We start from the raw sequence: 12,828 nt of genomic DNA, 5'->3' as shown, positions 1-12,828 counted from the left end.
CATGTATTTGTGCGGTCAGAGCGCTCGGCGGGCGGCGGCGATCGCCTCGGGGTCCCAGCCGGGGCGGGGCACGGACTCCAGCAGGAGCCGGGTGTACGGGTGCCGGGGTGCGGCGAGCACCTCGGTGGTCGGGCCCGCCTCGACGACGCGGCCCCGGCGCATGACGACGACGTCGTCGGTGACGCACCGGACCACGCCGAGGTCGTGGGTGATGAACAGGTAAGCGATCCGGGTCTCCTCGCGGATGTCCGCGAGCAGGTTGAGGATCTGTGCCTGGACGGAGACGTCGAGGGCGGCGACGGCCTCGTCCAGGACGAGGACGGCCGGTTCCACGGCGAGGGCGCGGGCGATGGCGACGCGCTGGCGCTGGCCGCCGGAGAGCTGCCGGGGCCGTGCGTCGGCGGCGCGGGTGCCCAGACCGACCTGGTCGAGGAGCTCGCGGACGCGGCGGTCGTGGTCGGCGTCGGGGAAGTGCAGGCGCAGGGTCTCGCGCAGGACCTGTTCGACGCTGGTCCGCGGGTCGAGGGAGAGGTACGGGTCCTGGAAGACCATCTGTACCTCGCGGGCACGTGCCAGGCGCCGGGCCCGGCCGCGGCCGCGTGCGTCGCGGGCCTTTCCTCGTACGAGGACGTCTCCGGCGTCCGCCCGTTCCAGGCCGACGACGATCCGGGCGGTGGTGGTCTTGCCGGAGCCCGATTCGCCGACGACGCCCAGGGATCCGCCCTCGGGGAGGGTGAAGGACACGTCGTCGACGGCGCGGACGCTCCCGTAGGCGCGGTGGAGGCCGACGGCCTCCAGGACGTCGTCAGGCATCGACGGGGCTCCCTTCGAGGCGGTCGCCGTGGTGACAGGCGGCCTGGTGGTGCGGCAGGCCGGGGGCGGGCCGCGGTTCGGGGGCCTGTCGGCCGCAGATCTCGGTGGCCAGGTGGCAGCGGGCGGCGAACGGGCAGCCGACGAGTTCCTGCCGGAGGTCGGGGGGCCGGCCGTCGATGGCGACGAGCCTGCCCCGAGGGGCTTCCAGGCGGGGGGTGGAGGCGAGCAGGGCCGCGGTGTAGGGGTGCCGGGGAGCCGCGAAGAGGGCTTCGGCCGGGCCGCTCTCCGCGATGCGGCCGGCGTACATGACGTACACGCGGTCGCTGATGGCGGCGGCGAGGTCGAGGTCGTGGGTGACGAAGAGCAGGCCGGTGCCGAAGCGTGCGCGGAGTTCGGCCAGGAGGGCGATGACCTCGGCCTGGGTGGTGACGTCGAGTGCGGTGGTGGGCTCGTCGGCGAGGACGAGGGCGGGGTCGCCCATCAGGGCGGCGGCGATCATGACGCGTTGCAGCATGCCGCCGGAGACCTGGCCGGGGTACTTGCGCAGGGCGGAGTCGTCGAGGCCGACCGCCCGGAGGAGTTCGACGGCGCGGGCGGTGGCGTCCGCCCCGCTCATGCTCCCGGTGAGGGTCACGCTCTCGGTGAGGAAGTCGCCGATGCGGTGCAGGGGGTTGAGGGCGGCGCGGGGGTCCTGGAAGATCATGGACACGGTGCCGGTGCGCAGGGCACGCAGCCGGTCGGCGCCCATGGTGAGCACGTCCTCGCCTCGGACGCGGACGGCGCCTTCGACGGCGGCGCCGGGCGGCAGCAGGTTCAGGGCGCTGCGCGAGGTGAGGGTCTTGCCGGAGCCGGACTCGCCGACGAGGGCGACGGTCTCGCCGGCGGCGACGTGGAGGTCGACGCCGTCGAGGACGGGACGGGCCGTGCCGGGCAGGGTGATCCGCAGCCCTTGGACGTCGAGCGTGTACGTGGAGGTCATCGGTCCCTCCTGGCGACGCGGTCGGCCCAGCGCTCTCCGACGACGTTGAAGGCGACGACGGTGAGCACGATGAACACGCTGGGCAGGACCGCGGAGAGCGGATAGCCCTGCTGGACGGCGGTCTGGCCGTCGAAGACCATGCGGCCCCAGTCGGGGGTGAGCGCGGGTACGCCGAGGCCGAGGAAGGACAGGCCGGCGAGGTCCATCAGTGCGTAGCCGAAGTTGATGGTGGACTGGGCGAGGACGACGGGGGCGATGGTGGGCAGGATGTGACGCAGGCCGATCTGGAGGGCCGAGTGCCCCTGGACCCGGTAGGCGCTGACGTAGGGCCGTTCGCGTTCGGCCAGGACGAGGGAGCGGGTGAGCCTGCTGACGTACGGCAGGTAGGCGAGGGAGAGCGCGATGACCGGGGCGAGGAGCCCCTCGCCGTGGATCGAGATGATGAGGATCGCGAGCAGCATGCCGGGGAAGGCGAAGACGAGTTCGGTGCTGCGCGAGAGGACGGAGTCGAGCCAGCCGCCCCGCCAGCCCGCGGCCATGCCGATCGCGATTCCGGCGAGGGTGGAGAAGACCACGACCCCGAGGGGTCCCAGGAGCGAGGTGCGGGCGCCGAGGAGCAGCCGGGAGAAGGTGTCGCGGCCGGCGGCGTCGACCCCGAGCAGATGCTCCGGGGAAGGTCCGGCCAGCGCGTTGCCGAGGTCGACGGCGTTGGGGTCGTACGGCGCTAGCCACGGCGCGAGGAGCGCGGCGGCGGTGACGAGGGCGACGAGGCCGAGGCAGATCAGGTACAGCGGGGACCGGGCGGTGCGGATCTTCGCGAGTCCGGGCCTGCGGGTCAGGACGGCGGTCATAGGGAGGAGCTCCTCGATCCGAGGGTGATCCGCGGGTCGACCAGCGGCAGCAGGAGGTCGACGATGAGGTTCACGCTCATGAACAGGGCGACGATGATCAGGGAGATGGCCTGGACCGTCGGGAAGTCCTTGGTCGAGGTGGACAGTTCGAGGAGCTGGCCGATGCCGCCGATGCTGAAGGCGGTCTCCACGAGGATCGTGCAGACCAGCAGCGTCGAGACGATGAGGCCGCCGGTGGTCAGGACGGTTCCCAGCGAGTTCCGGAAGACGTGCCGGCGGATGACCTGGCGTTCGGGGACGCCCCGGCTGCGGGCCACGGTGACGTGCTCGCTGTCGAGGGCTTCGAGCATGGCCGAGCGGGTGACCCGCGCGAGCATGCCGATCAGGTACAGGGCGAGCGCGATCGCGGGCAGGGTGAGGTGCCGGATCCGGTCGAGGAAGCCGTCGCCGGAACCGCTGCTGGGGAACCAGCCGAGGTCGACGGCGAAGAGTCCCTGGAGCAGGACGGCCGCGACGAAGGAGGGGGTGCCGACGGCGAACGTGGTCCCGACCAGGATGGCCGAGTCGGTGCCACCACCGCGTACGGCGGCGACCCATCCCAGTGCCAGGCCGATCACGGCGACCACGACCAGTGCCATCACCACGAGGAGCAGCGTGGTGGGGAGGCGGTCGGCGAGGAGCCGGGAGACGTCCGTGCGGTAGGTGATGGACCGGCCGAAGTCCCCGTGGACGATGTCGCCGAGCCAGCGGAGGTACCGGACGAGGAAGGGGTCGTCGAGGTGGTACTGGGCGTTGATCGCGGCGAGGGCCTCGGGTGAGGCCGAGCGGCCCGAGAGCAGGAAGCTCGCGGGACTGCCCGGTGCCAGGTACATGGCGCCGAAGACCACGAACGACGCGCACAGCAGGGTGACCGTCATCTCCGCGAGGCGCCGTGCGGCGAATCTCGTGAAGCTCACTGCGCGGCCCCCACGCCGGCGGCCCACGGCTGGTACATGTACGAGATGGTGGTGGGGGCTCCGGTGATCCTCTTGTTGAGGAAGACCGCGGTGGGCCACTCGGCGACCGGGATCCACGGCAGCTGCTCGGCCACCCGCTTCTGCATCTCCGCCTCGATCTTCATCCGCTGCTCCGGCTCGTACACGCCGGTGGCCTGGTCGACGAGCGCGTCGTAGCCCTTGTCGCTGTAGTCGGCGAAGTTCATGTAGGCGCCGGTCTTGAAGTTCTGCAGCAGGTCCAGCGGGTCGGTGATCGAGTCGTAGTAGGTGAGCGGGAACATGTCGATGCCCTCGCGCGCCTTCGGGTCGGTGAACAGCGCGGTGAAGGCGTTGGGGGCGATCGTCCTGAGGTCGACCTTCAGCCCTATCTGCGTGCCGGCGGCCTGGATCGCGGTGGCGAGGAGCGAGACGTCCTGGCCGATGGAGCTGGTGGCGACGGTCAGGGTCTTGCCCGTGGCGCCGGCCTCCTTGATCAGCGCCCTGGCCTTCTCGATGTCCTGGGTGGTCGGCGGCAGCCCGTCGAAGGCGGCCTGCCGGGTCTGCTCCGAGGCTCCGGCCCAGGCGGCACGGGTGGTGAGGGAGGTGGTGGCGGTACCGGCGCCGCCGAGTCCGGCCTTGACGAACCCGGACCGGTCCAGGGCCAGGGAGAGCGCCTTGCGGACCCGGAGATCGCCGAGCGGGCCCGTCATGTCGGTGACGTTGACGTTGACCGTGCTGAGGCCCTCGCCGAACCAGAGGGTGCCGACGCCGCTGTTCCTGAGGCGGTCGTAGCTCTCGGTGGGGATCAGGTAGCCGCCGTCGATCTCGCCGCTGAGCATGGCGTTGGTGCGGGCCGAGGGGTCGGTCAGGATCCGGAAGACGGCCTTCTTCGCCTTGGCCTTCGTGCCCCAGTAGCCGTCGAAGCGCTTCAGCTCGATCGACTGGCCCTTGTTCCACGTGCCGAGCTTGAACGGGCCGGTGCAGGCGAGGTCTCCGGTGGTGCCGTAGTCCTTGCCGGCGGCCTCGACGCCGGCCTTGGAGGCGACGACTCCCGCGGCGGTCGCCATGTACTGGGGGAACTGGGAGTCGGGCTTCTTGAGCTTGACGGTGACCTGGAGCGGGCCGGTCTTCGTCATGGAGGTGACGTTCTGGAAGACCTGGGCCCAGGCGGCGGCGTTCTTCGGGTCCCGCTGCCGGCCGAGGCTGTAGACCACGTCGTCGGCGGTCATCACCTTGCCGTCGTGGAAGCGGACGCCCGCGCGCAGGTCGTAGACCCAGGTGCCGGGATCGGGGTTCGAGGCCTTCCGGGCCAGGCCGGGCTGCACGGTGAGCCCCGGTGTCCAGCGCATCAGGCTCTCGCACACGTTGGACAGGATCGTGTTCTGCGGATAGTCGAACGCGACCGTGTAGTCGAGGGTGGGCGGCTCGGCGTAGACGGCCCAGGTGAAGGAGTCGATCTCGCCGCGGGCCGGGGGCGTCGAGGCGGAGAGCTTCACCTCGGCACCGGTGACGCCGGAGCCCTTCGGAGGACCGGAGCAGGCCGCGAGGGCCGCGAGGGAGGTGAGGACGGCCGTCGTCACCGCCAACCGTCCGCGCCTGCGGCGGGGGCGTCTGCTGCCGGGGGGCGGGGGTGTGCTCATCGTGGCGCTCTCTTTCCGTGGTTTCCGTGCGGGGTGCGGGGACCGGAGGGCCGCTGGAGCGGCTCTCCGGGAGCGGTCCGTCCGCGGCTCAGGCGGTGGCGGGGACCGCGGGGACCTGCTGCGTGATGCAGTGGACCCCGCCGCCGCCGTAGGCGATCGCGGGCGCCCGCACCCCGACGACCTTCCGGCCCGGGTACGCGTCCGCGATCACCGCGAGCGCTTCGTCGTCCTGGGGTACGCCGGCCACCGGGACGACGACGCCGCCGTTGGCCACGTAGTAGTTCAGGTAGGACACCTCGACCTCGCCGCCGGCCACCTCGACGAACGCGGTCTGCGGGACGTCGATGATCTCGAAGGGGCGGCCCTGGGCGTCGGTGGTGTTCTCGAGGACCGCGCGGTTGGCGCGCATCCGGGCGTGATCGGGGTGTGCGAGGTCGGCGGGCAGGGAGACGACGACCCTGCCGGGAGCGGCGAAGGCGCAGACGCCGTCGACGTGCCCGTCGGTCTCGGTGTCCAGGAGACCGCCGTACGGAAGCCAGACGACCTTGTCGACGCCGAGCTGGGATTTCAGTTCCGTCTCGATCTCGTCCCGGTTCATCCCGGGGTTCCGGTTGGGGTGGAGCAGGCACTGCTCGGTGGTGATCAGGGTGCCTTCGCCGTCGACCGTGATCGCCCCGCCCTCCAGGATCATGTCGGAGGCGATGCGCTCGACGCCGAGGTGCTCCAGGAGGAGGCCGCCGACCCGGTCGTCGGAGTCGTACGGGCTGTGCTTGCGGCCCCAGGCGTTGAAGCGGAAGTCCACTCCGGCACGGTTGCCGTCGGCGTCGAGCACGAAGAGCGGGGCCGAGTCGCGGAACCACGAGTCGTCCTGCCGCATCTCCACCACGGCGATCCCGTCACCGCACCGCGTGCGGGCCTCCTCGCCGTGGCCGGGCGGCGCGACCATGGTCACGGGCTCGAACGCGTTGATCGCGCGGGCGACGTTCGCGTACTCCTCCTTGACGTCGTCCAGCACGCCGCCCCACAGGTCCTCCCGGACGGGCCACGCCATCAGGCACCCCTCGTGTGCGGACCACTCGGCAGGCATACGGAATGCAGTCATCACGGGTCTCTCTTCGTCTCGCCAGAAGTACCCGTCGGCGGTGGCCGGCTCAGCCTGGCGGAAGCTCGGGACGGGTACGCGGTGGGCACCAGCATCCTCCCGACTGAAAATTCAGTCAAGAGGAGAGGCGTGCCTTTGGGGGTTCGGCCAAAAGGGCCGTGTCAGAGGAAGTACAGCCGGCTCAGCGACACCTGCCGGGTCGGCTCGGAGCGCATCGGAACGCCGTCGAGGGTGACGAGACCGCTGCGGGGGTCGACGTCCACCTGGCCGACGCGGGAGTTGAGCCGCAGGTCGGCGGGGCCGATGCCGCGGGTGCCGCGCACGGCGACCCGGCGGCGCCGGGTGGGCATCGCGTCGGAGCCGAGGTCGACGGCGGCCCGGGCGACGAACGCGACGGAGAGCTCGGCCGGAGCAGCGCCGTGCGCGCCGAACAAGGGGCCCAGGACGAGCGGTTCGCAGGTGTCGGTGGCGGCGTTCGGATCGCCCGTGACGCCGTAGGCCGGGAAACCGGCCTTGAGGACCATCTGCGGTTTGGCGCCGAAGAACGGCGGCCGCCAGAGGACGATGTCGGCCATCTTCCCGACCTCGATCGAACCGATCTCGTGGGCGAGGCCGTGGGCGATCGCCGGGTTGATGGTGAGCTTGGCCATGTAGCGCAGCACGCGCGCGTTGTCGTCGTGCGCGCCGTCGCCCTCCAGGACGCCCAGTTCGGCCTTCATCTTGCCCGCCATGGCGAAGGTCCGCCGGACGGTCTCCCCCGCGCGCCCCATCCCCTGCGCGTCGGAGGAGGTGATCCCGATCGCGCCGAGGTCGTGCAGGACGTCCTCCGCGCCCATCGTCCCGGCCCTGATCCGGTCGCGGGCCATTGCCGCGTCGCCGGGCAGGTCCGTCTTGAGCGCGTGGACGGAGACGATCATCCCGTAGTGCTCGGCGACGGCGTCGCGGCCGAAGGGGAGCGTGGGGTTGGTGGAGGAGCCGATGACGTTCGGCACGCCCGCCATCTTCAGGACGTTGGGGACGTGTCCGCCGCCGCAGCCCTCGATGTGGAAGGCGTGGATCGTACGGCCTTCGAGCACGGCGAGGGTGTCCTCGACCGACAGGCACTCGTTCAGGCCGTCGGAGTGCAGGGCGACCTGGACGTCGTGCTCCTCGGCGACCCGCAGCGCGGTGTCCAGGGCCCGGGTGTGGGCGCCCATGTCCTCGTGGACCTTGAAGCCCGACGCCCCGCCCTCGGCGAGCGCCTCCACCAGCGGCGCCGGGTCCGAGGAGGAGCCGCGGGCGAGGAAGCCGATGTTGACCGGCCAGGCGTCGAAGGCGTCGAACCCGACCTTCAGGGCCCAGGGGGAGTTGACGCCGACGCCCCAGCTCGGGCCGATCTCCTGGCCGATGATCGTGGTGACGCCGCTGGCGAGGGACGCCTCCATGATCCGCGGGGAGAGGAGGTGGACGTGGGTGTCGACGGCTCCGGCGGTGGCGATGAGCCCCTCGCCCGGGATCATCGTGGTGCCGGTGCCGACGACGACGTCGACCCCGTCGAGGGTGTCGGGGTTGCCGGCCCGCCCGATGGCGTGGATCCGGCCCTCGCGGATGCCGATCGACACCTTCCGGATGCCCTGCACGGCGTCGATGACCAGGACGTTGCTGATGACGACGTCGCAGGTCTCGCGGACGGCGGCGGCCTTCAGGTGGAGTCCGTCGCGGGCGGTCTTGCCGAAGCCGGCCAGGAACTCGTCGCCGTACGCCTGCGCGTCCGACTCCACCCGTACGACGAGCCCGGAGTCGCCGAGACGGACGCGGTCCCCGGCGCGGGGGCCGTGCACCGCGGCGTACTCGTGCGGGTCGATGTGCCGGCTCTCGCCGGGTGCGCAGTGGTCGCTGTGCCTGGTGGGCCTGCTCATCGTCCTGCCCCTCCCGCTCCCAGGTAGCCGCGGGCGGCGGCACGCTTCAGGGCTTCGGCCTTGGCGCCGGGCGCGTCCAGCGGCCCGTCGACCAGCCCCGCGAATCCGATCGCGATCCGCTCCCCGCCCATCGGTACGAGTCCGACCTCCACGACGGCACCGGGGTCGAACCGGGTCGACGATCCGGCGGGAGCGGCGAGCCGCATGCCGTACGCGGCGGCCCGGTCGAAGTCCAGGCGGGGATTGGCCTCGAAGAAGTGGAAGTGGGAGGTCACGCTGACCGGGACCGTCGCCGCGTTGCGGATCCGGAGGACGATCTCCGGCGCGGGCTCCGGCAGTACGTCGGTGTGGGGCAACACGGCCCCCGGGGCGCCCTCGTCGTGCTCCACGTCGCCGAACGGGGCGCTGATGACGGCCAGCCGCGTGCCGTCGTCGAACACCGCCTCGACCTGGATCTCGGTCACGATGTCGGTGACGCCGGGAAGCACATCGTCCGGTCCGAGGACACCGCGGCCGCGGTCGAGGGCCTCGGCCAGGCGCAGGCCGTCACGCGCGGCCTCGCAGACCGTGTCGGCGATCAGCGCGGTCGCCTCCGGCACGTTGAGCCGCAGTCCGCGCTCCAGGCGCGTCCGGGCGAGCTGGGCGGCCGTGAAGAGCAGCAGCCGGTCCCGCTCGGTGGGGGTCAGAGGCATGTCGCCTCCTGACCCATGGGGCTGTGCACGTGCATGTCCCTGTTCCTTTCGGAAAGTTCGGAGTGGGAGAGGCATCCCACTGTGACACTGACTGAAATATCAGTCAACAACATGGGCAGACGAACGCCCCCGGACCTGGGCCCGGGGGCGGAAGCGTCTCGCGCGGGGGTCAGCGGCCGAGTCGTTCGACCTCGGTCTCGATGGCCTCGCTCATCAGGGTCCTGGCGTGGGCGATCTGGAGCGTGCCACTGAGCCAGCGCGTGCTGAGGCCCTCCAGGAGGGCCGTGAGCCGCTCGGCGGACGCCGTGAGGGCGACGGCCGGCGCCATCGGCCGGACCTGCCCGAGGAGGGCCGCCACCTCCTGGACCCAGACGAGGGTGGCCCTCGCCAGGTCCTCGCGCAGGAGGTCGTCGAAGACGGCGCTGGCCCGCAACTCGCCCCAGGCGGTGCTGTTCTCCCGGACCTCGGTCGAGTCCTGGAGTTCGAGGAGGAGCGTCTGGTCCAGTTCCTCGCGCGGGCTGAGCGGTTCGGCGTCGGGGTCGCGGTGGGTCGTGTAGCGCTCGGCGCGGTCGTTGATGAACTCCAGCGTCTTGCTCAGGATCCCGGCGCGGTCCTTGAAGTGGTAGTAGATGAGCGCCGTGGACACGCCCGCCTCGGCGGCGAGCTCCTCCACGCGCAGGCCGCGGACTCCGCGCCGGGCGATCACCCGGGCGGCGGCTTCGAGGATCTGAGTGCTGCGAGACGCCATGGCCCGAACCTTACCGGGCCCCTTCCGGCGGCGGAGTCAAGGCCCTGACGAGCGGCCGGGCCGAGGCCGGCGCCTGTGTACGGACGACGGGATCGCCGATCCGGGGAAGCTCCCGCCACCCGCCGCTCCCCCCGGACGTCCGGTCGCCGCCGCGAGGCGGCGACCGGTGCGCCGTCAGGGCGACCGGTGCGCCGTCAGGGCGTCCGGTGTCGTCCTGCCGGTTCGGCGCCCCGGTCAGAGGACCGGGGGGACGACCGGCTGGGACTGGGTGGCGCAGTGGATTCCGCCGCCACCGCTCGCGATGTTGTCGATGTTCAGCTGGACGACGTTCCGGCCTGGATACGCGGCCTGCAGGATGGCGTAGGCCCTGCCGTCGGCATCCCCGTCGCCGAACTGGGGCACGAGGACGGCGCCGTTCGCGGTGTAGTAGTTGGTGTAACTGGACAGGAAGTCGGTGCCCCTGCCGCGGATGGCACGGCGGTCCGGCCCGGGGAGCTCGGTGACGGTCAGCCGGCGGCCCTGCGCGTCGGTCGCACCGAGCAGGATCCGCTTGGTCTCGTCGTAGACGGCGACCCACTTGCTGTCGGTACCGGGACCGGGCCGGTCCAGGATGACCTGTCCCGGTGCGACGAAGCGGGCCAGACAGTCGATGTGGCAGTCGGTGATGTCCTGGCCGGCGAGTCCCGGTACCCAGATCACCTTGTCGATGCCCAGCGCCGACTTCATCGCCTGCTCGACCTGGTCCTGGTTCATGCCCGGGTTGCGGTTGGCGTTGACGAGCGAGCTGACGGTGGCCAGCAGGGTGCCCTGGCCGTCGGTCTCCAGCGAACCGCCCTCCCCGACGAATCCGGCCCGCACGCGCTGGACACCGTACTGACCGAGCAGGGTCTCGGCCGCGACCGCGTCATTGGCGTAGGGCTGTGCGTACGACGTGCCGGCCTTGCCCCAGCCGTTGAAGTGGGTGTCCACGCCCGCGACGGCGCCGGGGGCGACGACGAAGGTGGGACCGAAGTCCCGGATCCACAGGTCGTCGTTGGATATTTCGAGGACCTCGATGCCGTGGTAGGCCCCGGCTCCGCAGGCGTACCGGGCGTCGGACGCCTGCTCGGGCCGGGCGAGCACCACGACGGGTTCGTACCGGGAGATCGCGTCGGCGACTCGTGCGATGTCGCGGCGGACGCCGTCGAGCCGGGTGGACCAGACGGACGACAGCGCGGGCCAGGCCATGAAGGTCCGTACGTGGCGGTCGGTCTCCGCGGGCATCCGCAGCACGGCATCCGAAGGGCCGGTGGCCGCGCGGGCCACCGTGGGCAGTGCCGAACCGAGGGCCGCGAGCGGCAGCGCCGCCGCGCCGAGCCGGAGCAGTCGGCGCCGGGAGGTCGTGGGCGTGTCCATGAGACTCCTACCTGAGGGGAAGAGATGTTCCCCGCATGCTGTCGCAGACTGAAAATTCAGTCAATTATCTTGAGAGGATCAGGCCCGCGAGTTCGCAGCCCTTGGAGCAGTGCGGACGGCTTCGAGGGCGAGCCGGGCCTACCGGGCCCGGCGATAGTGGTCGAACTCCGCCGTGACGGGCCCGCCGTCGTCGTGCGCCTCGATCAGGCGCACGACGACGAGGTCCTGGCCGTCGGCGCCGCGGATACAGAAGGGGCGCTCGTCGGCCACGTCCGCGAAGGCGACTCTGGTGACCGGTTCCGTGTCGATCCCCCGGACGCAGTCGGCGGGGCCGAGATCGTCGCCGGCGGCGACGAAGGCGTCACTGTCCTCCGGGAGCACGAACTCGGAGCGGTCGCGCGCCAGGTACCAGGCGGCGGTGTCCGAGGGGACGACCTTCCCCGCCTTCAGGTCGAACTCGTACGTGGCATCCGGCGAGGTCAGCTCGACGCTCTTGCCGACGGGGACGTAGACGGCCGGGGAGGACGCCGGGTCCGGGCCGTCGGCGCGGCCGTCCGGCGCCTGCGGGGAGGCGAGCGCGTAAACGGCGCCACCGGCCAGTGCGAAGAGCGCGAGCACCGCCGGCACTGCCACGGTCCGACGGCGCCCGCGCTTCGGCGCCCTGCGCGAGGGCGGCGCCGCCGGGACCTGGGGCGATGCCGGAGCCGCGAGGGTGGGCTGCGCATGAATCGATGCGGACCGCCCCGGCACGGACGCCTCCGGCCCGGTCCGTACGGCCCGCCCCGCCACCTCGCCGGCGATCGGCTGCGGCAGCCAGCCCTCGGCGAACTCCGGATGGGGCCCCACCAGAGGATGCGCGTGGACGGCCGCCATCAGTTCCGCGGTGGTGGGGCGGTCCTCCGGACGCTTGGCCAGACACCGAACGAGCAGATCCCGCAGTTCGGGCGGCACCCGGGTGAGATCGGCCGGTTCGTGGACCACCCGGTACAGCGCGGCCGAATCGGGCCCCGCGCCGAAGGGGGCTTCGCCGCCCGCCACGTACGCGATGAGCGCGCCGAGCGCGAAGACGTCGGTGGCCGGGGACACGGGCCGGCCCAGCGCCTGCTCGGGTGCCATGAACGCCGCGGTACCGATGCTCAGCCCCGTACCGGTCAGAGCGGTGGCGTCGGCCGCGCGGGCGATGCCGAAGTCGATGACGCGGGGTCCGTCCTCGGCGATCAACACGTTGGCGGGCTTGAGGTCGCGATGGACGACGCCGGCCCGATGGATCGCCTGAAGGGCCTCGGCGATGCCGGCCGCGAGGAGCAGCGCCGTACGCACCGGGAGCGGACCGTGCCGCTGGACCACCTGGTGCAGGGACGGCCCGGGGACGTAGGCGGTGGCGAGCCACGGGGTCGGGGCGTCCACGCCCGAGGCCACCACCTGCGCGGTGAACAAGCCGTGGATGCGCTCGGCGCTGGCCACTTCCCGGGCGAACCGCAGGCGGAACTCGGGGTCGCCCGCGAACTCCTCCCGCACCACCTTCAGCGCGATGGGCCGACCGCCGGGCGTATGGGCCAGGTACACCACGCCCATGCCGCCCGATCCCAGCCTGGCCTGGAGGCGATAGCCGCCGATCTCACGGGGGTCGTCGGCCGACAGCGCCGCATGGGCGGGCTGTGCGGCAGGAAGCTGAGCGGACATGCGGGGGCTCTTTCGACGGTGCGGAGTGACTGACGCCGGACGGCTGACACAAC

Annotated in this window: 11 protein-coding genes; all 11 read right to left on the bottom strand. The window is 72.0% G+C overall.

Annotated features, from left to right (window positions below; genetic code table 11):
* Positions 1–15: 15 nt before the first annotated feature.
* Positions 16–813 (bottom strand): ABC transporter ATP-binding protein, encoded by a 798-nt coding sequence (locus IE180_RS20345; protein WP_190158337.1) that lies wholly within the window; start codon positions 811–813, stop codon positions 16–18.
* The gene (locus tag IE180_RS20340; RefSeq protein ID WP_190158336.1) at positions 806–1,792 is read right to left on the bottom strand and encodes an ABC transporter ATP-binding protein; all 987 of its coding nucleotides are present in this window, start codon (positions 1,790–1,792) and stop codon (positions 806–808) included. The genes IE180_RS20345 and IE180_RS20340 overlap by 8 nt, the downstream gene beginning before the upstream one ends.
* Entirely contained in the window at positions 1,789–2,643 is an 855-nt protein-coding gene (locus tag IE180_RS20335; RefSeq protein ID WP_190158335.1) for an ABC transporter permease, read from the bottom strand. Before IE180_RS20335 ends, IE180_RS20340 begins: the two co-directional genes overlap by 4 nt.
* Entirely contained in the window at positions 2,640–3,599 is a 960-nt protein-coding gene (locus tag IE180_RS20330) for an ABC transporter permease (protein WP_190158334.1), read from the bottom strand. The genes IE180_RS20335 and IE180_RS20330 overlap by 4 nt, the downstream gene beginning before the upstream one ends.
* Positions 3,596–5,257: an ABC transporter substrate-binding protein gene (locus tag IE180_RS20325; protein WP_190158333.1), complete on the bottom strand. Its 1,662-nt coding sequence runs from the start codon at positions 5,255–5,257 to the stop codon at positions 3,596–3,598. The genes IE180_RS20330 and IE180_RS20325 overlap by 4 nt, the downstream gene beginning before the upstream one ends.
* Before the next feature lie 88 nt (positions 5,258–5,345).
* The gene (locus IE180_RS20320) at positions 5,346–6,344 is read right to left on the bottom strand and encodes an agmatine deiminase family protein (protein ID WP_268255480.1); all 999 of its coding nucleotides are present in this window, start codon (positions 6,342–6,344) and stop codon (positions 5,346–5,348) included.
* Positions 6,345–6,520: 176 nt separating this feature from the next.
* Complete coding sequence (locus tag IE180_RS20315; protein WP_190158331.1) at positions 6,521–8,257, bottom strand: urease subunit alpha; 1,737 nt, start codon at positions 8,255–8,257, stop codon at positions 6,521–6,523.
* Entirely contained in the window at positions 8,254–8,949 is a 696-nt protein-coding gene (gene ureA, locus IE180_RS20310) for an urease subunit gamma (protein WP_190158330.1), read from the bottom strand. Before ureA ends, IE180_RS20315 begins: the two co-directional genes overlap by 4 nt.
* Positions 8,950–9,118: 169 nt before the next feature.
* Positions 9,119–9,697, bottom strand: coding sequence for a TetR/AcrR family transcriptional regulator (locus tag IE180_RS20305; RefSeq protein WP_190158329.1), 579 nt, complete (start codon positions 9,695–9,697; stop codon positions 9,119–9,121).
* Between the two features lie 234 nt (positions 9,698–9,931).
* Entirely contained in the window at positions 9,932–11,092 is a 1,161-nt protein-coding gene (locus IE180_RS20300) for an agmatine deiminase family protein (protein ID WP_190158328.1), read from the bottom strand.
* Positions 11,093–11,230: 138 nt separating this feature from the next.
* Positions 11,231–12,775, bottom strand: coding sequence for a serine/threonine-protein kinase (locus IE180_RS20295; protein WP_190158327.1), 1,545 nt, complete (start codon positions 12,773–12,775; stop codon positions 11,231–11,233).
* Positions 12,776–12,828: the final 53 nt, after the last annotated feature.

Origin of the sequence: Streptomyces litmocidini (assembly GCF_014649755.1) — a bacterium.
In the GTDB taxonomy this organism is placed as follows: Bacteria; Actinomycetota; Actinomycetes; order Streptomycetales; family Streptomycetaceae; genus Streptomyces; species Streptomyces litmocidini.
This window is presented reverse-complemented; position numbering and strand designations above follow the sequence as displayed.

Coding starts and splice junctions, on each gene's coding strand:
- IE180_RS20295 (WP_190158327.1), bottom strand. CDS start 12,775: ATGTCCGCTCAGCTTCCTGCCGCACAGCCCGCCCATGCGGCGCTGTCG.
- IE180_RS20305 (WP_190158329.1), bottom strand. CDS start 9,697: ATGGCGTCTCGCAGCACTCAGATCCTCGAAGCCGCCGCCCGGGTGATC.
- IE180_RS20345 (WP_190158337.1), bottom strand. CDS start 813: ATGCCTGACGACGTCCTGGAGGCCGTCGGCCTCCACCGCGCCTACGGG.
- IE180_RS20325 (WP_190158333.1), bottom strand. CDS start 5,257: ATGAGCACACCCCCGCCCCCCGGCAGCAGACGCCCCCGCCGCAGGCGC.
- IE180_RS20315 (WP_190158331.1), bottom strand. CDS start 8,257: ATGAGCAGGCCCACCAGGCACAGCGACCACTGCGCACCCGGCGAGAGC.
- IE180_RS20300 (WP_190158328.1), bottom strand. CDS start 11,092: ATGGACACGCCCACGACCTCCCGGCGCCGACTGCTCCGGCTCGGCGCG.
- IE180_RS20335 (WP_190158335.1), bottom strand. CDS start 2,643: ATGACCGCCGTCCTGACCCGCAGGCCCGGACTCGCGAAGATCCGCACC.
- ureA (WP_190158330.1), bottom strand. CDS start 8,949: ATGCCTCTGACCCCCACCGAGCGGGACCGGCTGCTGCTCTTCACGGCC.
- IE180_RS20320 (WP_268255480.1), bottom strand. CDS start 6,344: ATGCCTGCCGAGTGGTCCGCACACGAGGGGTGCCTGATGGCGTGGCCC.
- IE180_RS20340 (WP_190158336.1), bottom strand. CDS start 1,792: ATGACCTCCACGTACACGCTCGACGTCCAAGGGCTGCGGATCACCCTG.